The sequence below is a fragment of the Acinetobacter sp. IK40 genome (genome assembly GCF_035615075.1).
Classification (GTDB): domain Bacteria; phylum Pseudomonadota; class Gammaproteobacteria; order Pseudomonadales; family Moraxellaceae; genus Acinetobacter; species Acinetobacter courvalinii.
In genome coordinates this window covers 158,392-180,605 of record NZ_JANBOE010000002.1, presented here as the reverse complement: position 1 = coordinate 180,605, position 22,214 = coordinate 158,392, and the positions used below count along the sequence as shown (strand labels likewise).

General features: G+C 42.1%; 20 protein-coding genes. 12 read left to right on the top strand and 8 right to left on the bottom strand.

The features are described 5' to 3' along the window. Positions 1-49: 49 nt before the first annotated feature. The 3 genes from clpS to argC form a co-directional block, all read right to left on the bottom strand. Complete coding sequence (gene clpS, locus MSG93_RS04835; RefSeq protein WP_165569270.1) at positions 50-463, bottom strand: ATP-dependent Clp protease adapter ClpS; 414 nt, start codon at positions 461-463, stop codon at positions 50-52. A 22-nt stretch (positions 464-485) separates the two neighbouring features. Further along, entirely contained in the window at positions 486-1,235 is a 750-nt protein-coding gene (locus MSG93_RS04830; protein WP_420714301.1) for a DUF6776 family protein, read from the bottom strand. Between the two features lie 81 nt (positions 1,236-1,316). Then, positions 1,317-2,366, bottom strand: a complete 1,050-nt coding sequence (gene argC / locus MSG93_RS04825) for an N-acetyl-gamma-glutamyl-phosphate reductase (protein WP_324621015.1) — start codon at positions 2,364-2,366, stop codon at positions 1,317-1,319. A gap of 295 nt (positions 2,367-2,661) precedes the next feature. Between argC and MSG93_RS04820 the strand changes: the two genes are divergently transcribed. The 3 genes from MSG93_RS04820 to MSG93_RS04810 all read left to right on the top strand — a co-directional run bounded on the left by MSG93_RS04820 (position 2,662) and on the right by MSG93_RS04810 (position 6,542). Then, on the top strand, positions 2,662-4,179 hold the full coding sequence (locus MSG93_RS04820) for a hypothetical protein (RefSeq protein WP_324620814.1): 1,518 nt from the start codon (positions 2,662-2,664) through the stop codon (positions 4,177-4,179). A 145-nt stretch (positions 4,180-4,324) separates the two neighbouring features. Continuing rightward, positions 4,325-5,809: an alkaline phosphatase gene (gene phoA / locus MSG93_RS04815; RefSeq protein ID WP_324620813.1), complete on the top strand. Its 1,485-nt coding sequence runs from the start codon at positions 4,325-4,327 to the stop codon at positions 5,807-5,809. Positions 5,810-5,930: 121 nt separating this feature from the next. After that, on the top strand, positions 5,931-6,542 hold the full coding sequence (locus MSG93_RS04810) for a CDP-alcohol phosphatidyltransferase family protein (protein ID WP_324620812.1): 612 nt from the start codon (positions 5,931-5,933) through the stop codon (positions 6,540-6,542). Here MSG93_RS04810 and MSG93_RS04805 read toward each other — a convergent pair. Both MSG93_RS04805 and rpiA read right to left on the bottom strand, forming a co-directional pair. Continuing rightward, positions 6,539-7,234 carry a SprT family zinc-dependent metalloprotease gene (locus MSG93_RS04805; protein ID WP_324620811.1) on the bottom strand — a complete coding sequence of 232 codons (696 nt, stop codon included), beginning with the start codon at positions 7,232-7,234 and terminating at the stop codon, positions 6,539-6,541. The genes MSG93_RS04810 and MSG93_RS04805 overlap by 4 nt on opposite strands. Next, positions 7,234-7,905 (bottom strand): ribose-5-phosphate isomerase RpiA, encoded by a 672-nt coding sequence (rpiA, locus tag MSG93_RS04800; RefSeq protein ID WP_004772412.1) that lies wholly within the window; start codon positions 7,903-7,905, stop codon positions 7,234-7,236. The genes MSG93_RS04805 and rpiA overlap by 1 nt, the downstream gene beginning before the upstream one ends. Before the next feature lie 104 nt (positions 7,906-8,009). Here rpiA and ilvA point away from each other — a divergent pair, with 104 nt between their 5' ends. From ilvA to MSG93_RS04785, 3 genes are all read left to right on the top strand, one after another. Further along, positions 8,010-9,548 (top strand): threonine ammonia-lyase, biosynthetic, encoded by a 1,539-nt coding sequence (gene ilvA / locus MSG93_RS04795; RefSeq protein WP_324620810.1) that lies wholly within the window; start codon positions 8,010-8,012, stop codon positions 9,546-9,548. Positions 9,549-9,703: 155 nt separating this feature from the next. Next, the gene (locus MSG93_RS04790) at positions 9,704-10,354 is read left to right on the top strand and encodes a potassium channel family protein (protein WP_005286116.1); all 651 of its coding nucleotides are present in this window, start codon (positions 9,704-9,706) and stop codon (positions 10,352-10,354) included. 1 nt (position 10,355) lies between these two features. Continuing rightward, positions 10,356-11,693, top strand: a complete 1,338-nt coding sequence (locus MSG93_RS04785; protein WP_005230730.1) for a TrkH family potassium uptake protein — start codon at positions 10,356-10,358, stop codon at positions 11,691-11,693. Here MSG93_RS04785 and MSG93_RS04780 read toward each other — a convergent pair. From MSG93_RS04780 to MSG93_RS04770, 3 genes are read right to left on the bottom strand one after another with little or no spacing between them, the layout of a single operon-like run. After that, complete coding sequence (locus MSG93_RS04780) at positions 11,681-12,208, bottom strand: cysteine peptidase family C39 domain-containing protein (RefSeq protein WP_324620809.1); 528 nt, start codon at positions 12,206-12,208, stop codon at positions 11,681-11,683. The two genes, MSG93_RS04785 and MSG93_RS04780, sit on opposite strands and share 13 nt — an antisense overlap. Next, positions 12,209-13,375: a phospholipase A gene (locus MSG93_RS04775; RefSeq protein WP_005286121.1), complete on the bottom strand. Its 1,167-nt coding sequence runs from the start codon at positions 13,373-13,375 to the stop codon at positions 12,209-12,211. It abuts the gene before it with no gap. Between the two features lie 20 nt (positions 13,376-13,395). Then, a complete protein-coding gene (locus MSG93_RS04770; protein ID WP_324620808.1) occupies positions 13,396-16,335 on the bottom strand; it encodes an insulinase family protein in 2,940 nt (979 codons plus the stop codon). 430 nt (positions 16,336-16,765) lie between these two features. Here MSG93_RS04770 and MSG93_RS04765 point away from each other — a divergent pair, with 430 nt between their 5' ends. From MSG93_RS04765 to cydB, 6 genes are all read left to right on the top strand, one after another. Beyond that, entirely contained in the window at positions 16,766-17,779 is a 1,014-nt protein-coding gene (locus tag MSG93_RS04765) for an adenosine kinase (RefSeq protein WP_032873212.1), read from the top strand. A 16-nt stretch (positions 17,780-17,795) separates the two neighbouring features. Beyond that, positions 17,796-18,101, top strand: a complete 306-nt coding sequence (locus tag MSG93_RS04760) for a Rieske (2Fe-2S) protein (RefSeq protein WP_104021878.1) — start codon at positions 17,796-17,798, stop codon at positions 18,099-18,101. A gap of 22 nt (positions 18,102-18,123) precedes the next feature. Next, the gene (locus MSG93_RS04755; protein WP_005230735.1) at positions 18,124-18,735 is read left to right on the top strand and encodes an OB-fold-containig protein; all 612 of its coding nucleotides are present in this window, start codon (positions 18,124-18,126) and stop codon (positions 18,733-18,735) included. A 554-nt stretch (positions 18,736-19,289) separates the two neighbouring features. Beyond that, a complete protein-coding gene (gene cydP / locus MSG93_RS04750) occupies positions 19,290-19,481 on the top strand; it encodes a cytochrome oxidase putative small subunit CydP (RefSeq protein ID WP_004653758.1) in 192 nt (63 codons plus the stop codon). Further along, positions 19,481-21,058: a cytochrome ubiquinol oxidase subunit I gene (locus MSG93_RS04745; protein ID WP_005230736.1), complete on the top strand. Its 1,578-nt coding sequence runs from the start codon at positions 19,481-19,483 to the stop codon at positions 21,056-21,058. Before cydP ends, MSG93_RS04745 begins: the two co-directional genes overlap by 1 nt. Further along, positions 21,055-22,200: a cytochrome d ubiquinol oxidase subunit II gene (gene cydB / locus MSG93_RS04740; RefSeq protein ID WP_324620807.1), complete on the top strand. Its 1,146-nt coding sequence runs from the start codon at positions 21,055-21,057 to the stop codon at positions 22,198-22,200. The genes MSG93_RS04745 and cydB overlap by 4 nt, the downstream gene beginning before the upstream one ends. Positions 22,201-22,214: the final 14 nt, after the last annotated feature.

The window sequence follows — 22,214 nt, the reverse complement described above, 5'->3', positions numbered from 1 at the left end:
ACTCACAGCATGGCTGTTCGTCTTGCGCAGCTAAAAAGCGTTGCTTTTCTTAACGCTGCTCAGGTTCGATCTGGCATAACAATGGATGACCTTGCGCGCGGGCATAGTTATTCACCTGATTGGCTTTAGTTTCAGCGATATCTCTTGGATAAATGCCTGCTGTTCCCTTACCTTCATAATGAACGGTCAGCATTACCTGACTGGCCTGATCAAAGTCCATACCAAAATAGCTTTGTAGAACTTCAATGACAAAATCCATTGGGGTGTAATCATCATTCATTAAAACCACCGCATATAATGGCGGACGCTTTAATTCAGGTGGGGCTGTCTGTACAACCACTTCACCTTCATGATCTTCCTGCGAATCACTTAAACGTGGATTTAAGTGCCAATCGACATAACCTGATTGATGAAAAGAGTTTTTCACTTCACTTAAATTCATTTGACGTTTGTATCTTCGCATATCCAGTTCTTAATCTAAAAAATTATTGAGCATTTGCTTCAGCTTGAGGAATTTCTGACACAAAGGCAGAACTTACATCCACAGGCTTACCACGTTGCCAGCTAAAACGTTTAATGATCGGTGTACCTGATCCATTTAAGCGCACTTCAATAAATTGCGGCGTAAAGCCTTTTGGCATGGTCCAGCGGCCAGTTAAACGCTCAAAATCTTCAAAGTTGAAGTTTTTATCTTCTAAAGGTACCACTAAAACTTCAGTATCCTTAATCAGACGTAATTCGACTGAACCTGAAGCACGGCGTTTGTTCGGGCTGACCTGAACAAGATCAATCTGATATTCATACGCATTTTCAGGTAATGACTTAATTGCCATATTTTGAATCGTTAAACTTACACCACCACGTTGTCTGAGGATTTCACGATAAATCGCATTCATTCCCTCAAACTGGGCTTTGTCCGCATTGGCCTGATTCACAGATTTGAATAGATCATCTGCGTTGCCTACTGCCATATCACGCTCTTGTACAGCCGCATTTAAGCTCTTACTCACAGCATCCAAAGCGGTCTTCTGTTTCTGGACAACATCGACCAATTGTTCCGCATCAGCATCGTAACCAACCACGGTTAAACCCTGACGGTGTCCGACAGTATAACCCAGCATAAAACTACTACCGATCAGAACAGTAGCACCAATAATCAAAGGTAAATTCGTTTTTAAAAACTTATTTTTTTCAACGGAACTGTCTGGTGAAGTAGTCGGTTCAACGTTTTCCATCATCATCTCTATCGTTATGATTTGCATCAAAGCACACATTAAAATCGAAATTTAAATGTGTGTGAAGTAAAAAAGCGTTTTTTATGGTAATAAACCAATACCTTCTAAGCCAGCAGCCTCATCGAAACCGAACATAAGATTCATATTTTGAATCGCCTGACCCGCTGCACCCTTCACTAAATTGTCCTGAGCCACCAACACAATCAGCTTACTCGGCTGTGGGCGATAAAGTGCAATTCTGAGCTCATTCGCACCGCGAACACTACGAGTTTCTGGTGAGCTATTTGCAGGCATCACATCAACAAAACGTTCATCTTTATAGAGATCTTCATAAAGCTTCTGCAAGTCAGCTTGCTGTCCCTGTTCATTTAAATCCACATAAATCGTGCTCAACATACCACGAATCATCGGAACCAGATGAGGAACAAAAATCAGCTGATCAAACTGACCTTTTTGTCCTGAAATATTTTCCAGTGCTTCAACAATTTCTGGATGATGACGATGTCCAGCAACACCATAAGCCTTGAAATTATCTGCATTTTCACTGTAGATCATACCTAGACTGGCCTTACGACCAGCCCCGGATACACCCGATTTTGCATCCACAATGATACTTTGCGTATTGATTAGTTGCGTTGCCGATTTTAGCAATGGCGCCAAACCTAATTGTACTGTGGTTGGATAACAGCCAGGATTACCAATCACTTGCGCCTGTTTGATCTTTTCGCGGTTTAATTCAGTTAAACCGTAAACTGAGTCTTTCAGAATCGCTGGACAGCTATGTTGCATACCATACCATTTCTCGAATTGCTCAAGATTTTGTAAACGAAAATCGGCTGCTAGATCAATCACTTTAGTACCAGCAGCTGTTAAGGCTTCTGCATGCTGCATGGCAACACCATGCGGTGTTGCGAAAAACACCACATCACATTGTTTCAACTGTTCTAAATCCAGATCTGAAAACTCAAGTGTCGTGTGGCCACGTAAACTTGGGAACATATCCGCAACGCGCTTTCCTGCTTCTGTACGAGAAGTGAGAATACGAACTTGAACCTGTGCATGTCTAAGTAATAGACGTAATAGCTCAACCCCTGTGTATCCAGTTCCACCAACAATACCAACAGAAATCACGTGTGACACCTCTAGCTTTCATTTAGGCCAGTAGTATGGCAGTTTGCCCTGTTTTACACAATCTTCAAGTCTCTAACTTTTAACAAAATAAAGATGGGTTAGCTAAGAAATTGATAGACGGGTCTTCATTCTTTATGTTTCCTGAATGTTTAATAAAGTTCAAAACAAACGGCTTAGACCAAAATGATTTCACCATTGGTCAAGAAACACTATTGTTTCCACTAGCGATTCGAATAGAATAAAAAACATTGCGGTAATAATAAATTTCATGGATGCAAAATTTTGGAGAGCTGGAATGCCTTCTTTGAAACAAAAACAAAGATTAAATCACTATATTTGTTTGGGACTCAGTACCCTGCTATTAAGTTCAACATTGGTTGGATGTGGAAGTGGTGAAAGTCAAGCGAAGATAGAGACCACACCTACGGTTACAGAACCCAAACCAAAGAACTTTAGTATTAAGACTGTGGTTGAAATGCGCGATGTGGTACTTAAAATCTATGATAATTTTGACAATACACTGATTTTAGAACAAAAATTAAGTACTACTTCTAATATTAATGTTACTCTGCCGCGTACTCTAGATAAACAGCGTTTATACCGTATTGAAATATCAACCACCCCTAACTCACTGGTTTATGACTTTCAAAGTGGTCAATACCAAAATATTTCAATGACCTTACACAGTTTGGTTGAAGTCAATACCAGTAATCTAACCCAAACAATTTATATCAACCCCAATACAGAAGCTGTTTATCAGCGTGCTTTAATACGCTCAGGTAATTTACCAACGGATAGTAAGATCAATCCAACAAAAGTGAGTGCATCTCAATTAAATCTTGCTATAGCCGACATAAATTCAGCTTTAACCAATGCATTCTATCAACTGGATATTCCAAACTTAAATCCTTCTTATATTTTGAATGTATTTTCACCCTTAGATGCAACGTTAAATACAAACCTATATGTCAACACATATCTCAGTTTTGGCTTTATTCAACAATGGATCAATGCCTATCCTAATAATAACTTTGCTGAATTTACCAAGAACTTGGCGATCGATTTAAAAGATGGCTATCTGGATGCAAAAACAATCCGTGGTGATCAGAGCTCATTAACAAGTCTAGTTCCACCAACTCCAGACAATGTTGATCCTTCTAAAAATAACTTGGTATTTATTGCAGAAAATCAAAAAAATACGAGAGACACTTTTGCTAGTTCACTCAAACAGGCAGTTTTGCAATTGGCAAATCGCTATAATCAGGCCTCCACAAATCCGCAAGCTTATACTTTATTACAGCAAAAATCCTATGCTGGAAATGGTCCTGTCAATAATAACAATAATGCTTTCCGTGTCATTGGTGCGGGTGACTACCGTCGTGCTGTCGGCTTTTCAGATAGCACCCAAACCTGCAATGGTTCTATTTTCCCATGCAAACAAGGTATAACAGGCATTAATATTGTTAGTGCAAGTTTACCTTCAATTGAATATCTAATAGGCAATTACAAGGATACTAGCAGGAACTGTCAACTCAATATTCGTGCAGATGGAGAGTTGGAGTTAATAAAAAATGGACAAACATTTAGCTCAAAACTGGACGGCGATAGCACTGACAATCTATTACAGGTTGATAAAGCCAATTTTGAATATCTACTGAATAGTAGTTCTACCGAACCCAACAATAGCACCCTACAATACAATTTCATTCAGATCAGAATCAAAGCCAATCAGGTAATCAGTGCAAGTGCTGGCCTTGACAATCGTAAAGCTCCAGATCAACTGCAAACAACACAATTACAATGTAGTTTTTAAAAACTTAAAATATTAATGAAGGCACTGGAATTTCGATTCCAATGCCTTTTTAAAATAATATAAAGAAAATCAAAATATAATTTTAACCAAACCTTAACATTTTATTATTACTATCTATTTCAACTAATATTTAGGTTGAAATTAAGTGAAACTTAAACCATTACTTTTACCAGCCCTTATTTCATTGCTTGTTGGTTGCGGAAGCGACAATGATTCCGCTAATAATAACCAGCCATCCCCACAACCCAAACCACCAACAACAGAACCTCCGATTTCCTCTCCCAATCCACAGCCCGGAGAATTATTAGAACCGGGTGCAAACGGTGATATTCGTCAGTTCGGTGGTGCAACCCGCTTAAAACAAGAACGTACCCAAGCTTTAAAAAATTCTTTAAGTGACAAGACCGTAAAAAATATTATTTTGTTTATTGGCGATGGCACCAGTGATTCCGAGATTACCTCAGCCAGAAACTATGCCGAAGGCGCTGCGGGTTATTTTAAAGGTTTAGATGTTCTCCCTTTTACCGGAAGTTATACCACCTATGCACTGGATAAGAATGGTGCGATTGATTATGTAACAGACTCGGCAGCTTCAGCGACAGCATGGACTTCAGGTGTTAAAACTTATAATAATGCGCTTGGCGTAGATATTTATCAAAAACACCATGCAACTATCTTGGAACTTGCGAAAAAAGCTGGTTTTGCGACAGGTAATGTCACGACGACTGAACTGCAAGATGCAACTCCAGCTGCTTTGGTCTCTCATATCAGCGCACGTAAGTGTTATGGGCCAAATGAAACAACCAAACGCTGTCCAGAAAGCGCACTGGAAAATGGTGGATTAGGTTCGATCACAGAACAGCTTCTAACAACACGTGCTGACGTGACTTTAGGTGGCGGTAAGAAAACATTCTATGAAGTTGCAAAAGCAGGTCCTTTCAAAGACAAGACTTTGCTTGAGCGTGCGAAATTAGAAAATTATCGTATCGTTGAAGATCTGAACTCGTTAAAAGCCGTTAATAGCGCCAATCAAAACCAGCCTTTACTCGGTTTATTTGCAGAAGGTAATCTTCCTGTGATCTGGACAGGTCCCGCAACTCAATTGAATGGCCATAAGAAAGAGGCAGAAAGCTGTAGAGACAATGTTGAATTTACGGCATCTACACCACGCTTGGCACAAATGACCGAAAAAGCCATTGAGTTACTTAAACCCAACCCTAAGGGTTTCTTCTTACAAGTTGAAAGCGGTTCAATTGATAAAAGAAATCACGCAGCTGATCCATGCGGACAGATTGGGGAAACGGTACAACTCGATGAAGCGATTCAGGTTGCTTTAAAATTTGCAAAACAACATGGCGACACCCTGATTATTGTTACAGGTGACCATGCGCATACCAGCCAGATCATTCCTGTGGATGGTGACAGCCCTGGTCAAACAGCAGCACTCAAAACCAAAGATGGCGTCGCAATGGCAATCAATTATGGCACTGCACCTGAAGGTAAGAGCCAGCATCATACCGGCGCCCAAGTTCGTACAGCGGCTTATGGTCCGCGTGCTGCCAATATATCAGGCTTACTCGATCAAACTGATTTATTCTTTATTATGAGAGATGCTTTAGGCATTAAATAAAATAGTTTTAAGGACAGCAGTCTTTCGAGGCTGCTGTCATTTACATGAAAGCGATCATGTTAAAATTCTTTCATTTATCCAAATGCTATACTCAAAATAATTATGCTATTTCAATTTATTCATGTCTTTAAAATATCAAATTCCGACCTTGCTGGTTTATTCCAGAGTCATACTCGGTTTTCTTATCGTCGCAGTAACTTTATTCCAACCGGAATTTTATCCGATCTATACCATCATTTTTCTCACAATGGGTCTGCTTAGCGATATCTTCGATGGCATGCTTGCCCGATATCTCGGGGTTTCAAATGAGCGCTTACGCCGACTTGATTCCAATGTTGATCAAATCTTTTTTATTTGTGCAATCGTTTCGATTTACCTGCAACAACCAGCTTTTTTCCAACAACATCTCTATCCAATCATTATTTTAGTTGCATCTGAAATTGCAATTTATGTGGTGAGTTTCATTAAATTTCGCAAAGAAGTTGCCACCCATAGTCTCGGTGCCAAAATCTGGACTTTATTTTTATTTGCACTGTTGGTACAAGTGACGCTAACAGGACAATCCCACGTTCTATTTCTGATTGTGTTCTGGTTAGGAATTCTGACCCGTGCAGAAATCATTACTATCATTCTTGTGCTAAAACAGTGTCAGAATGATGTTCCAAACCTTAAACAGGCCTGGCGTATCCGAAAAGGCTTAGCTGTACAACATAACCGCTTTTTTAACGGTTAGTCCTTTTTATAATACCAACTCGGTAATTGAATTTGTTTCAACTGCTGACGATGTACAAGATAATCTGGATCATATTTGGCAACTTCATTCCAGAACGCAGCGCTATGATCAAAATGTCTGGTATGTGCCAATTCGTGTACACAAACCGCCCTGACATTGTGTTCAGGCATCAGCGCTAATGCGGCACTGAGCATAATGTCATGTTTGGAACTACAACTCCCCCAACGGGTTTTCGGATTTCGAATACTACAAGATTGATAAGCCAAGCCGATTTCCTGACTGACCTGATCCAGATAATCAGGTAAAAATTGCTTGGCATAAGCAATGACGGCTGCCTGTAACGCTTTCTCCGACGCCATATCTCGTATAAAGATGGTTTGTTGTTCCCAATCAAACTTAAAAATATGTCGTTGTGTTTGTCGAATGATCTGAAACGGTTGAGAATGAAAAAATAATGAAAGTTGCTCAGGCAAATCCACGTTCAGACTAAATTGTTTTTGTTGTCTACTCCAAGTTTCAACCAGCCATTGCTCAGAATGAGTTAAAAACTGCTGGATCTGTTTTTTACTGCAAAATAGCGGAACCGTTAAACGAATACCTGTGGGCTCCACACGCAAGCGCAGATTCCTCGCCCTTGCATGTCGAACCGCCTTAATTTCAGGTAATAACGTTTCTAATGAAACTGCCTGCATTATTGTGCAGTACGCTCTTCGATACCATTATTGGTTGCAACAATCGCAATGCTTGCTGCATTTAATGCAAAGATACCGTTCGTGACAACACCAGGAATGTCATTAATGGTTTTTTCCAGTTCAAGTGCATTCAGAATGTTTAAGTTAAATACATCCAGAATCACGTTACCGTTATCTGTTACCACGCCTTCACGGTAAACCGGATCACCGCCTAAAGCGACGATTTTACGTGCTACAGCAGAACGTGCCATTGGAATCACTTCAACAGGAAGTGGAAAATCACGACCCAACTGGTCGACCCATTTTGAATCATCAACGATACATACAAATTTCTTTGCGATCGAAGCAACGATTTTTTCACGGGTTAATGCAGCGCCGCCGCCTTTAATCATATGCATATGACGGTCGATTTCGTCAGCACCGTCCACATAGGCATCCAGGCCACCTACCGAATTCATATCCACAACTTCAATACCGAGCTTCTTCAAACGCTCAGCGGTTGCATTCGAACTAGCGACAGCTGCTTCTAATTGCAATTCAGGCAATAAATCAATTAAAAAATTAACGGTACTTCCTGTTCCTACGCCCAAAATGCCGCCTTTAGGCAAATGTTTCAAAGCTGCTTTTGCCGCAGCTTGTTTTTTTTCATCTTGGGTTGCATATAGACTCATGACTTCACTCAACTATTTTGACATTTGCTGCAAGAAAACAGCGCAAATGCACAGGGGTTTGCTACAATGATCGTCTATTTTAAACTGTTATAGGGAAGAAGAACATGCTGTCTCGTGTGGTACGACAAATTTTACAAGCAACGGTTTATGATGTTGCAATTGAAACACCGCTTGAAGCAGCTCCACGAATTAGTCAAAAAATTAATAATAACATTCGATTTAAGCGTGAAGATTTACAACCTGTGTTCTCTTTCAAACTCCGCGGTGCTTATAACCGTATCAGCCAGCTTCCTAAAGACCAGCTTGATCGTGGTGTTATTTGTGCATCCGCAGGTAACCATGCGCAAGGCGTGGCATTGTCTGGAAAAAAATTAGGTATTCCTGCGATTATCGTTATGCCAAGCACGACACCTGATATTAAAGTCCAGGCTGTTAAACGCTTGGGCGGTCAAGTGGTGTTATACGGCGATAGCTTTGATGTTGCCAATAAATATGCAAAACAACGTGCGGAAGATGAAGGACTGGTTTTCATTCCGCCTTATGACGATGAGCTGGTGATTGCCGGTCAAGGCACAATTGCCAATGAATTACTGCGCCAATGGCGTGATGTTGAATATGTTTTCGTTGCTGTTGGTGGTGGCGGACTCATTGCGGGCGTTGCGGCCTATCTCGGTGAAGTCGCACCACATGTCAAAGTCATTGGCGTTGAATACGAAGAATCAGCATGTTTAAAAGCGGCACTCGAATCCAATGAACGCGTGGTATTGCCGCATGTAGGTCTATTTGCTGACGGTACAGCGGTCGCTCAAATTGGTGAATTACCTTTTGATGTGATCCGTTTACGTAAATCGGATAATTCAGGCCCAATCGTTGAACCTGATATCGTAACGGTTGATACAGATGAAATCTGTGCTGCCATTAAAGATACCTATGATGAAAATCGTAGTATTGTCGAACCGTCCGGTGCAATGGCCTTGGCTGGCATCAAGAAATATGTTGCAGAGCATCAATTGACTGATAAAAACATGGTCTCGATTGTATGTGGCGCCAACATGAACTTTGATCGTTTACGTTATATCGCAGAACGTACCGAGCTAGGTGAACGCCGTGAAGCAATTTATGCCGTGACGATTCCTGAACAAAAAGGTGCATTCCTCAACTTCTGTCGCGCATTGCAAGGTCGTAACATTACTGAGTTTAACTATCGCGCGAGCTCAAGCAATCTGGCTCAGGTCTTTGTCGGAATTAGCTTAAAAGGTGGTGAAGCTGAGCGTCATGAAATTCACATCATGCTGAAACAGCAATATGAAGTGGATGATTTATCTGATGATGAAGTGGCAAAACTGCATATTCGTTATCTGATTGGCGGTCATGCCAATATTGAAAATGAGCGTTTGTTCCGTGTTGAATTTCCGGAACGTCCAGGTGCACTACTCACTTTCCTTGAACGTTTAGGCCCGACCCATAACATTACCCTGTTCCACTACCGTAATCACGGTGCAGCGGAAGGTCGTGTATTGGTGGGTCTGGAAGCGACTGATGCCAAACAGAATCCAGATGGTCTGATTGAAACACTGGAACAGATCACTTATCCATATGCCGAAATCAGTAACAATATTGGTTATCAACGCTTCCTTAAATAAGCAGTTTAATGACTTAAAGCCGGCTTGATGTCGGCTTTATTTTTTCGTCTCTGTTGATGGGTTGCGCGACAACAACACAAAATCATTACAAACGGAAAACCATTCCATTTTAAAATGAACAAAAAGACATTTTTATCATTTAGTTAAGGACAGTTATGGCACAGTTTGCAGTCATTGGTTTAGGCAGTTTTGGGGCAACTGTTGCGTTAGAACTCACCCAACTGAAACATGATGTCATCGGGATCGATACCATCAAACGCAATGTGGAAAATCTGGCGGATCGTATTACACATGCAGTGATTGCCGATGCTACAGATGAACATGTTCTGGAAGAACTGAATATCCAAAATTGCGATGCCGTGGTCGTTGCCATTGGCGAAGATATTGAAGCCAGTATTTTGTGCGTACTCAACCTGAAAAATTTAGGTGTTGAAAAAATTCTAGTCAAAGCCAAAACCAAGGCCCATCATACGATTCTTTCCCATTTAAATGTCAGTAAGATTATTCATCCAGAAGAAGACATGGGGGTCCGTGTTGCTCAGGCATTGAACTATCCAATGGTGAGCCGTTATATGGCACTGGATGATGATCACTATATTGTCAAAGTTCCAGTTAATGAAAAGCTCAACAATGTCAACTTATCAGGGATTTTGAAGCAAGAGCCCAATATCAAACTGTTATTACTTAAACGCGATCAACAGATTTTTTATGACACTGATCCAAATTTCACCTTAAAAACAGATGATGTACTGATTTTGGAAGGCTCGCTTAGCCACCTCAGAAAACTTTCAGGATGTTTTGCATAACATGGCATTGAAAATAAACTCCCAAAAAATTTTTAATCTGAGCCCACCTTCTTTGCTGGCAATCGGTTTTTTAAGTTTTATTGTCATTGGCACCTTATTACTGAAACTCCCGATTGCCAACAAAGGCAACGTGAGCTGGATGGATGCCTTATTTACTGCGACATCAGCGGTGACCATTACCGGTTTATCTGTAGTGAATCTAAATGAGTCATTCAATCATTTTGGGCAGTTTATTATTCTGTTATTGATCCAATCCGGTGGCTTGGGTTTTATGACCTTCGCCATACTGGCAGCGTTAAGCCTAGCACCCAAGTTAGGTCTTAAACAGCAAATGATGGCACAGGACAGCCTTGGCCAAACCAGCCTGTCTAAAGTTACCTTTGTCGCCAAAGGCGTAGTGTTATATACCCTGCTGTTTGAGTTGATTGGTGTTGTGATCTTAACCGCCTCGTTTGCACCGATGTACGGATTTGCCCGCGGGCTTTATTACGCTATCTTTTACAGCGTGTCTGCCTTTAATAATGCTGGCTTTTCCCTATTCGATAACAGTCTGATTAATTTCCAGAGCCATTACCTGATCTGTTTAACCATTAGCCTGCTGTATACCTTAGGCGGGATCGGTTTTCTGGTCTTAATTGATGTTAAACAGAATAAGCGCTGGAGCAAACTGACACCAAACAGCAAACTGATCCTGAGTACCATCGCGATTCTGAATCTGGTCGCGTTTATCCTGATCTGGTTATTAGAGTCCAATAATCCGCTGACACTCGGCTCGATGAGCTTGGGTGAACAAGCCATGAATGCCTGGTTTCAGGCCACCGTTCCCCGATCTTCTGGGTTTAATACCATCGATACTGGCGCAATGGAACATAGTACAGCCTTACTGACCATGTTATTGATGTTTATTGGTGGTGGCTCTCTGAGTACTGCAGGTGGCATTAAAGTCGGTACGTTTGTGATCCTGTTGCTGTGCGTGCTTTCTTTTTTACGGCGTAACGAAGAAATCCGGATCTTTAATCATTCCGTTTCAGCAGAAACAACCTATAAAGCACTTGCTGTGACGGCAATTACAGGCATGCTGGTGTTTGTAGGTTGCTTTATCATTTTCTTGCTTGAACCAAAACTGGATGTACTGGACCTGATGTTTGAAGTGGTTTCTGCCGCCTGTACTGTCGGTTTATCACGTGGCGCCACAAGCCAGTTACATGACGGCAGTTTGTTTGTACTGAGTCTATTGATGTTTACAGGTCGACTGGGGCCTTTAACCCTTGCCTATTTGATTGCAACACCGAAAAAGAGCCGTTTAAAACACGCCAATGCCAATATTCAGATTGGATAAGCATGAGTAGGCTGCTCAATTACGATCACTTGCTGGCAGATGCCATCAGCTTGGCGTTGTTGCTCAAATACGGCTTTAGACATCACATCAAAATGATCACAGAAACTGACTTCCTGTTGATCAATTGAATACAGCAAGGACTGATTACCCACTCCTTGCAAGGTGTCGTAAAACACAATCACAAAGTGACCCTGTTCAAAAGTATACTGAATCTCAGCATAGGTTAAAGCAGCCTCAACAGAAATTCCGAGACGCTGTGCCTCTGCATAATACTGCTTTTCATTTTTATCGATATGGGGATCAGGCGCCGTATAAAATGAAACGCTATAACCTAATTTCTTCATGGCTACAGCCAGCGCAATCGTGAATGTGCCATCTATACGATCATGACCACACAGCTGGATCAGGTCAGCAATATCAATATGAGTTTGATATTGCTTTAAGATCAGCCATAGGGCAAACACCCCACAATTTGCTTCAAGCTGTAATAAGGGTTCCGGAATATGTAAACTCATTTAATACCAGTTCATCAATGAAACACCCAAGCCCGCATAGGTTGCACGATGGTTGTAATCAATCAGGCTTTCACCATAACCGTCAAATAGTTGCAAATGACCACGCAACTTCCCTGTGATCGGGAATGCCCAGTCAAACTGCACCGCACCGTGTGAACGATCACCACCTTTTAAGGAGTGACGCAACATCAGAGAAAAGTCGTTATCGCCCTTCCGGTAAAATGCGGTTAAATCGCCACGACCAATATAATCTTTAATATCCGGGTTATTGTCATCTTTGGCATCTTCTTCAACGCGATACCAAGGACGCAACATCAGTGCAAAGTTATCTTTTTCAAAACCAAGATTAAAAATCACACGGTTCCAGCTACGCGATAACGGATCAGAACGGCCATTGGACTGGTGATTCAAGGTCACCCCAAGCAAGCGCGCATTCAGACCCAAAATTTCATAATTGGTTCTAAACATCAAGCTGGCTTCAGGCTCGTAATTGGTCTCACGGAAAGGTCGCGACTCATCCGAATTATAGACTTGCCAGCGTGAGGACTGGGTATAGCCTAACCACAGATCGCCATTATCGCCAAAGATGTTTTCCCAGGCCTTGGTCTTGAATGAGATCTGAAACTTGGCTTCACTCGAAGTGAGTTCTTGCTTGTCTTTGACCGTATTTTCAGGATTTGGACTACTCGGAAATTCATTTTTGTCGCTGGTCCAGAATACAGGCAACAAATACACAGGTTGATAGGCACGGATATTCCATGTACCCAACTTGCTGTCTTCTGAGAGTTCCCAACGGCGATCTAGCAAAGAGACATTCGGATCAAACTTTGGCGCAGCGCCCAGAATATGCAGATCACTCACCTTCTGAACCACTTTTTCTTTTAAAGATTCAGGTTGAGCTCTCACCGTACTGGCTGCAGCTGGTGCAGCCGCCACAGCGACCGCGGGTTCTGGCGCCTGCAGTTGTGACTGGATCACCACCGGTGCCTTAAAAAGTGCATCATAACATGCCAGACGCTCAGCATTTGAAGCCAAGGCCACACACGCATCCGCGGTTGCAGGACTGGCAGGTGCAGTCGCTTCCGCGTGTGCCAGCGATGTAGTCAAGCCAAGTATCGTCAGGACACTTAGCTCCAGATAACTACGCTCAAAAGATTTGAACGCCATAGATTTCTCCAATTTTTCTTTTAATTGACTTGCTTGATGCTAAACCCAAGTTTCTGCAATTCTTCACGTTTCGCAAATGGCGCAACCACTGCTTTTACAGGTTTTTGAGCCAATAAGTACTGTTTGGCAACGCGTTGTAAATCATCCAGATTCACGTTTAACAAGCGTTCACGCAAAATCTTGCGGAATTTTGGTGTACGTGCATGCAGCAATGCATAACATGCTGTAATCGCTTCACCCGCCGGAGAACCTGGTTTATCCATACTTGCGACTAAGCCCAGAATCGCTTCTTCAAGTTGGTGCGGCTGTTGCTCGGTATTGATTAACCATTGCACACTGGCTTCAAAATCATTAAACGTTTCAGCTAAGCGTGGATCACGGTAGCTATAGAAACGGAACGAACATGCGTTACCATCATAGCTTGCACCACCGCCATAGGCACCGCCTTTTTCTCGAATGGCACTATGCAGGAAACCATTACGTAAATAAGCTGCTAACACCATCAACGGTGCTGCATCCTGATGCGCCACATCTACCGCCTGATAGGCTGACGCGCAGAATTGAACATTGGCTTGAATCAACCAGGCTTCATCGTCTGAAGTATTGACCTGTTCAACTGACGTTAAACTCACAGGTGCCTGATCAACAGCCAGTTTGTCCCAGACATTTTGCACTTCTTCAACCAAACGGTCTGATTGATGTTCTTCACAGACCAATAAGAATTGTTTAGGCGCTTGTAGCAACTTGCGGTGAATCGACTGTAACTCGCCAATCAATGCTTGATAAGCAGTATCATCCTGATCAATTTTGGTCACCAAGTCACTGAGCCAGTTTAATGCGCCCAAGCCGGTGTTATGATAATCACGGCGCGCCAAGGCACTCATTTGACGAGATGCAGCCTGCATTGCATAGCTATGGCCAGAGCCAGACAAACGTGACTGCCAACGGGTTTTACGCTGCTGTAATAATTCAATAATGCGATCTTTCTCATCAAAACGGAGCTGCTCAAAAGCAAGTTTCAATAATTGAATGGCATCCAGTTTTTGGGTCAGCGATTTGGTAGTTAAAGTGAGCCATGCACTGATCCGGTCTTTGTCGTCGACCTTACTGCGCAAAGAAGCGCCCATGCCTAAACCGCCACTGACGGCTGTCTGAATCTGCTGGAATTCAAGATAATCATATTCACCAGCACCGACCTCACCCATCAGGATAGACAGCAAGTTGAAGTAAGGTGACTGAACAATCTCATCCGGGATCTGAATCAATACCTGTTGATAGTAAATCCCATTGGTGCCTGCATGATATAGGTTTAATGGGGTATCCAGACCATTACAGATAATTTCACGCAGCTGGCCTTGAACGATCTGCAACTCGGCCGGGACATCTTCCAGACCGACTTTTGGTAGTAGCTCAAGGTTATCAGGGGTGTCCTGACGCTGTTTTAATGCTGCGGTTTTTGCTTCAATCTCGATTTTCTGTGCATCGGTTAAAGTTGCAGTAATGTCAGCCAGACGTGCCTGTTCTGCCTGTTGCTCTTTCACCGATTTGGTTGCATCCGGAACCAAGGTCATTTGTACACGGTGCGGGTTATCCAGCAAGTGCGTTTGAATCAGGTTTGACAACCACATCGGGTCTTTTAACTCTTCTTTGACTTGTTCAATCGCAGAATCCACATCCCAGACATGCACCGGATCACTATGGTGAATGGCACTGCCCAATCCATTTAAGATCAGACTGAGTCCATACGGCGTACCATCACCATTAATTTCACGTTGATGTAATTCAATTTGATGCAGGATGGCATCGACAAAATCAGTATCAACCGGCTTGGAAGCCACCTCTTTCAGAATATCCAGAATGCCATTTTTAAAGGTTTCTGCATGTTCAGCATTTGAACCTTGCACCCCACAATAGAAGGTCATTTCAAAGTTGCTGTCATCAACGCCCATTAAAGGACCTGTTGATTGTGCATAACCACAGGTTTCCAGATAGTGACGTAATGGCGAAGCCGAATTCTCTAATAGAATCCCTTCGACCAAACGCATCCCTAGGCGTAGTTTGGTATCACTGGTTTCTGGCAACAACCATGACATCACATGATAGGTTTTATCTTTTAAATCTTCACTATCAACCGCATAGCTTTCAGTCACTTCGACCGGAGCCGTTAAACGCTTCTCAGGTTTTGAGTATAAGGTCGTGCCTTGAGAGAATTTGTGTAATGCCAGCGTCTCAAACTGTTCTTGCAGGTCATAGGCGCTTTGGTTACCAAAGGTCATGAATACTGCATTACTTGGGTGATAATGGGTTTTATAGAAATCAACCAGTTGCTCATAGCTTAAATCTGGAATGTCTTTTGGATCACCACCAGAGTTATAGTGATAAGTTGTTTCCGGGAACAAATGGTGCGCAAGTTGATGATAGAGCTGATCGGTTGGAGAGCTCATCGCGCCTTTCATTTCATTAAAGACCACACCTTTGTAAACCGCCTGATCATTTTCAAGCTCGATGCGGATTCCTTCCTGAGCAAAGTCTAAAGGGTTCAGATTGGCAGCAAAAGCGGCATCTAAATAAACAGACAGTAAGTTTTGAAAATCTTTTTTGTTTTGGGTTGCAAAAGGATAAGCGGTCCAGTCTGCCGCAGTAAAAGCATTCATGAAAGTATTCAGCGAACGACGGATCATCAGGAAAAACGGATCGCGTACCGGAAACTTCTCGGAACCACATAATGCGGTATGCTCTAAAATATGAGCCGTTCCTTTTGAATCCATGGGCTGGGTTCTAAATGCCACCAGGAATACATTTTCATCGTGATTGGTGGCCAAATGATAGTGAACTGCACCAGTTACTTTATGCTTATATTCTGAAACTTGAATATCGAGTGCTTCTACATGGTGTTGACGTAATAGCTGAAACGCGGGATGAATAGTTTGGGTAATGCTTTCAGTAACATCTACAGTCATGTGATCTCCAATTTATCTCTATTAAATCATTACGATTGATTATAGAGAGTCTACCGAAGAATACGTATCGATATCCATGTAAATTACTCTATTTTTGTAGAAAAATGCAGCGCCTAAGCGAAAACAGCATTTCCTCAAATCTTCTAGAAATTGCACTGTGCTATTCCAACAGATTGATCACCCTGAATTTATAGGAATCAGCGGCTGGTGCAGTATCTGTGATACAGATTAAGTCACTCAAAATAAGCCTTTATTTATGATTCGCTCTACTCCTAGGAAGATAGATCGGTTCTCTTGACCCCAATCTTGCTCATCTGGTCATCTTGATTTGACTGTAATGCCACGATTTGCTGAATTTTCTTCAACAAACTATTGTAATCCTGAGCATTGGTGTAAACTTTGCTTTTTGATTTTTACTGTGATGACAAACATGGCAACTGTTGATCTTTTTGCAATTGGTAATGCACTCATTGACCAGGAATTTAAGGTTTCAAATGAGTTTCTAACGCAACAAGGATTGCCGAAAGGCACAATGCATTTGGCCGATGGCGAAACACAGGCAAATTTATATCAAAAATTACAAGCGACCCAAAGCTATAAAGGCCAAGCCAGTGGCGGTTCGGCAGCGAACACCAGCGTTGCTTTTAGTGCTTTAGGCGGTACTGCATTTTATGGTTGCCGTGTCGGCAACGATGACCTTGGTTCAATCTATTTAAGCGGTTTAAACGAAGCTGGTATCCAAACAGCTACCCAATCTATCAGTGAAGGCGTAACAGGCACCTGTATGGTGCTGATTAGCCCGGATTCTGAACGTACCATGCAAACCTATCTCGGTATTACTGCTGAACTGACCGCTGAACAGATTGACTTTGAACCGTTAAAAACAGCGAAATGGCTCTATATCGAAGGTTATTTATCTACAAGTGATTCGGCACGCGTTGCAGTAAAGCAGGCACGCGCGCTCGCCAAAGCACATGGTGTTAAAATTGCCCTTTCGCTTTCTGATCCTGCAATGGTGCAATATGCACGATCAGGTCTAGAAGAACTTCTGGATGAGGGTGTGGACCTGCTGTTCTGTAACGAACAGGAAGCACTGATGTTCACCGAGACAGAAAATCTTGAAGCTGCAATCGAAATGCTGAAATTAAAAAACCAGCAGCTTGTGATCACACAAGGTGCCAAAGGTGCAGTGATTGTAGATGCAGCCCATCAGTTCCATGTCAATGGCCGTGCAGTAGAAGCCGTCGATACTAACGGCGCGGGCGATGCATTCTCAGGTGCATTCCTGTATGCAATTAATGCAGGTTTAAGCTTGGAAGCTGCCGCTCAACTTGCTATTTTAATCTCTAGCGAAGTTGTAGCACAATTTGGTCCACGTCTAAGTGTCGAAAACTACGCAGAACTTTTAGAACAATTTAAAAAAGCTCAACAGGAATGTGCTTAACATGGAAAAGATTTGCATGACTGAAGAAGTCCCGGAGCGTGAGTCTCGTGCATACGATACGATGAAAGGGACCACCATTTTCATTACTCAAAAAGATGGCAGTTTTTATGCCTATCAGAATGTTTGCCCGCATTTGCAAACAGAACTTGAGTTTTTGGAAAACCAGTTTCTGGATCAGGATCGCGAATATATCCAGTGTTCTACTCACGGTGCATTATTTTCTGTCGAGACAGGTGAATGTATTTCAGGTCCCTGTCTGGGTGAATTTCTTGAAAAAGTAAATCTGGAAGTGCACTCGGATGGCGGTATCTATATTGATTGATGCTTAAATCATGAATTCTGCAATGACTGAGTTTTTTCTCAACTACTACCTGATGCCATTTCATATGAGCGTCGTGGCTTTGATTGTGCTTAGCATTGCAGAAACCATTGGTATCTTTATCGGTTTACGTCCGAGTCATCTGGTGAAGAAACTGACACCGGAGTGGTTACTGCACTCACCTTTGCTGGATGTAAAGTTTTCCAAATACCTGATTTTTGTTTTCTTACTGATTAACTTTAGTTTTGCAGGCTATTTTCTGGAACTGTCGTTCTTCGCCTTACAACATTACTTTATTTCACCCTATTATTTATTTGTTCCTGCGCTGGTCATCGACATCTTCTTTACCGTGTTTATGATTCACTGTCTGGATCAGGTCATTAAACCCAAAGTCATTCATACCCATACCAATCTGGTGGGTCGGCTCGCAACGATCTCAACAGGTAATGCCCGTCCAGGTTTTTCAGCTCAGGCGCGTGTTCGTGATGAATTCGGACAACTGTATTATGTACAGGTTGAACCCGAATACGGCGAACTTGAATTGCAGTCACAAGTGTTGCTGATCAGTCAAAAATCAAATTCGCACTATCTTGCCAAGAAGATTTCGCTTTCCAATAACCTGTTTACTCCAGACTAAAACTCCCCCGATAACGTTTAAAACGAACTTTAAGCGCAAACCAAACACATTGTTACAAAAGTACACAATAAAAAGTTTAGATTTGTACCTTCCTTTTTTAAATGATTCGTGATCTAGAAATCCCAAAAAAACAAAAGTGATGTTGATCACATTTTTGCAAATAAATCCAAGCTAAATACTAGGTTTTATGAAAATGAGATCGTAAAAATATTTTAAATTGATGACTAAAATGATAAGCCTATGTATATATTATATATTTTATATTCATACCATTTTAGTTGGTTTAATTTTTATTTAATTTATTTTAAATCATAGCTTTTTAATCAGGTTTAATATTATAAATACAACTGTTTTAATCAGATTTAAAAGTTAATTCCAATTATTTTAGTCGGCTAAATAAAATATTTTAATTTTTAATCAAAAATAAATACAAATTATTGTTTTTAATGCATTATTTTAAATAAATTATTTTAAAACCCTTAAAGGTTTATTTTTAATACTTTTTATTTAATAATGTTTTACATCTTTTAAAAATGTGTATGAGGCTAAGTTCTATGAACACGAGTTCTCAAGATCCAAATCGGCGGCTCATCCGAGAAATCACGATTATTCTTATTATTAAAGTTGCACTTCTCTTGGTGATTAAACACATCTGGTTTGACGCCCCTACGATTCCAAAAGATTTTAACAATGAAGTTGCCGAGCGTATTGCTGGTGACATGTCTAAAACTCAGGAGACACGTTGATGATTTCTGAAAGCGTGGTCGATCTTTCGCGGTTCCAATTTGCAATGACCGCAATGTATCACTTTCTTTTCGTCCCTCTTACTTTAGGTCTGGCTTTTATCCTTGCCATTATGGAAACCACCTATGTGATTTCTGGCAAGGAAATCTATAAGGACATGACCAAATTCTGGGGGAAACTCTTCGGGATTAACTTTGCCTTAGGTGTAACCACTGGTCTGACCATGGAATTCCAGTTTGGTACCAACTGGGCCTATTATTCTCACTATGTCGGCGATATTTTCGGTGCCCCGCTTGCCATTGAAGGTTTAATGGCCTTCTTCCTTGAATCCACCTTTATCGGTTTGTTCTTCTTTGGCTGGGATCGCCTGTCTAAAGTCCAGCATTTAGGTGTGACTTGGCTGGTTGCAATTGGTTCGAATATGTCTGCCTTGTGGATTCTGATCGCCAATGGTTGGATGCAAAACCCGGTCGGTGCTGCATTTAACTACGAAACCATGCGTATGGAACTGGTGGACTTCGGTGCATTGATCTTCAACCCGGTTGCTCAGGTGAAGTTTGTACATACCGTTTCAGCAGGTTATGTCACAGGTGCGATCTTCGTCCTTGCGATCTCTAGCTACTACCTATTAAAGAAACGTGACTTACCGTTTGCACGTCGTTCATTCGCGATTGCTGCCATCTTCGGTTTAGCGTCAACACTTTCTGTGATATTGCTTGGTGATGAATCAGGCTATGAACTCGGTGATGTTCAAAAAACCAAACTTGCTGCGATCGAAGCAGAATGGCATACCGAACCTGCACCTGCAGCATTCACCTTATTTGGTCTCCCAAATCAGCAGGAAATGCGTACCGACTATGCAATTAAAATTCCTTATGTGATGGGGATTATTGCTACGCGTTCTACAGACAAAGAAGTGACTGGTTTACGTGACCTGATGAAAGAACATGAAGTGCGTATCCGTAACGGTATGGTGGCTTATAGCGAGTTAGAAAAACTTCGTGCGGGTGACCGTTCTCCAGACTTATTGGCTTCATTTGAGAAAAATCAGAAAGACTTAGGTTATGGCCTGCTCTTGAAAAAATATTCTCCAAATGTGGTTGATGCAACTGAAGAACATATCCAAGCCGCGACCAAAGATACTATTCCAAATGTCGCTGCTCTGTTCTTCTCCTTCCGTGCGATGGTGGCTTCTGGCTTCCTGATGTTATTGCTCTTCCTTTTAGCAACCTGGTCCGTGGCAAAACGTAATGCCGAAGATAAACCTTGGTTACTCAAATTTGCTTTGTTTGCTCTCCCGCTCCCATGGATTGCAGCTCAAACAGGTTGGTATGTAGCTGAAGGAGGTCGTCAACCCTGGTCAATTGGTGAAATCTTACCAACACACCTATCTGCTTCAAGTATCAGTACAGGCGATGTATGGGGTTCAATTATTGCGCTGGCTGCGTTCTATACTGTACTGCTGATTATCGAAATGTACTTAATGATCAAATTTGCGCGTCTAGGTCCAAGCTCGTTACATACAGGTAAATATCACTTCGAAAAACTCGAAGCAAAAGCTGGGGAGGCTCAGTCATGATCGAATATGAACTCCTAAAAATTATCTGGTGGGTACTGGTTGGTGTTTTGCTGATTGGCTTTGCCCTCACCGACGGTTTCGATATGGGCTCAATGGCACTCATGCCATTCGTAGGTAAAACCGATTCTGAACGCCGTGCTGCAATCAATACGATTGCACCCCACTGGGATGGTAACCAGGTCTGGTTCATTACCGCTGGTGGTGCTTTATTTGCAGCCTGGCCAATGGTTTATGCCGTTGCCTTCTCAGGCATGTACTGGGCCTTGCTTCTGGTTCTATTTGCCCTGTTCCTGCGACCTGTCGGCTTCGACTATCGCTCTAAATTAGAGAATACCCAATGGCGTACTTCTTGGGATTGGGGCTTGTGTATCGGTGGTGCAGTGCCTGCGCTGGTGTTTGGTGTAGCATTCGGCAACTTGTTCCTCGGCGTACCCTTCAGTCTGGATGACACCTTACGTTCACAATATACCGGTAGTTTCTTTGGCCTATTAAATCCCTTTGCACTGATTTGCGGTATTGTCAGCTTATCGATGCTATGTGCACACGGTGGCGCCTGGTTGATGCTACGTACCGATGGCGATTTACATAATCGTTCTGCCAAGGCAACGCAAATCATGGCAATTGCTTTCCTTGTATGCTTCTTGGCTGCGGGTGCCTGGTTATTCTTCGGCAATATCTCTGGTTATAGTTATGCGACTGCGGTGAATACCAATGCTGCGCTGAATCCGCTTGCCAAAGAAGTAGTGACCAATGCCAATCATGGTTGGTTCAATAACTATGCCACTTATCCCATTACCATGGCTGCACCTATTGTTGCAATTTTAGGTGCACTATTGGTCATCATTAGTGCAGGCAAACATAAAGCGGCTGCAAGTTTTACAGGCACAAGCTTAATGATTGTCGGTGCAATCCTGACTGCCGGCTTTGCATTATTTCCGTTCTTGTTACCGTCAAGCATTGATCCAACATCAAGCTTGACCATGTGGGATGCTGTTTCCAGTCATAAAACCCTTGGGGTAATGACGGTTGCTGCATGTATCTTCGTACCTCTCATTTTGATCTATACCTCTTGGTCGTATTACAAAATGTGGGGCGTCATCACCAACAAACACATTGAAGAAAATTCACATAGTTTGTACTAATCAGGAGATGTGAC

Coding starts and splice junctions, on each gene's coding strand:
- MSG93_RS04765 (WP_032873212.1), top strand. CDS start 16,766: ATGGCAACTGTTGATCTTTTTGCAATTGGTAATGCACTCATTGACCAG.
- MSG93_RS04745 (WP_005230736.1), top strand. CDS start 19,481: ATGATTTCTGAAAGCGTGGTCGATCTTTCGCGGTTCCAATTTGCAATG.
- MSG93_RS04785 (WP_005230730.1), top strand. CDS start 10,356: ATGGCATTGAAAATAAACTCCCAAAAAATTTTTAATCTGAGCCCACCT.
- MSG93_RS04790 (WP_005286116.1), top strand. CDS start 9,704: ATGGCACAGTTTGCAGTCATTGGTTTAGGCAGTTTTGGGGCAACTGTT.
- MSG93_RS04810 (WP_324620812.1), top strand. CDS start 5,931: ATGTCTTTAAAATATCAAATTCCGACCTTGCTGGTTTATTCCAGAGTC.
- cydP (WP_004653758.1), top strand. CDS start 19,290: ATGAACACGAGTTCTCAAGATCCAAATCGGCGGCTCATCCGAGAAATC.
- MSG93_RS04775 (WP_005286121.1), bottom strand. CDS start 13,375: ATGGCGTTCAAATCTTTTGAGCGTAGTTATCTGGAGCTAAGTGTCCTG.
- MSG93_RS04830 (WP_420714301.1), bottom strand. CDS start 1,235: ATGGAAAACGTTGAACCGACTACTTCACCAGACAGTTCCGTTGAAAAA.
- MSG93_RS04820 (WP_324620814.1), top strand. CDS start 2,662: ATGCCTTCTTTGAAACAAAAACAAAGATTAAATCACTATATTTGTTTG.
- ilvA (WP_324620810.1), top strand. CDS start 8,010: ATGCTGTCTCGTGTGGTACGACAAATTTTACAAGCAACGGTTTATGAT.
- MSG93_RS04755 (WP_005230735.1), top strand. CDS start 18,124: ATGACTGAGTTTTTTCTCAACTACTACCTGATGCCATTTCATATGAGC.
- cydB (WP_324620807.1), top strand. CDS start 21,055: ATGATCGAATATGAACTCCTAAAAATTATCTGGTGGGTACTGGTTGGT.
- MSG93_RS04770 (WP_324620808.1), bottom strand. CDS start 16,335: ATGACTGTAGATGTTACTGAAAGCATTACCCAAACTATTCATCCCGCG.
- rpiA (WP_004772412.1), bottom strand. CDS start 7,905: ATGAGTCTATATGCAACCCAAGATGAAAAAAAACAAGCTGCGGCAAAA.
- MSG93_RS04780 (WP_324620809.1), bottom strand. CDS start 12,208: ATGAGTTTACATATTCCGGAACCCTTATTACAGCTTGAAGCAAATTGT.
- MSG93_RS04760 (WP_104021878.1), top strand. CDS start 17,796: ATGACTGAAGAAGTCCCGGAGCGTGAGTCTCGTGCATACGATACGATG.
- clpS (WP_165569270.1), bottom strand. CDS start 463: ATGCGAAGATACAAACGTCAAATGAATTTAAGTGAAGTGAAAAACTCT.
- MSG93_RS04805 (WP_324620811.1), bottom strand. CDS start 7,234: ATGCAGGCAGTTTCATTAGAAACGTTATTACCTGAAATTAAGGCGGTT.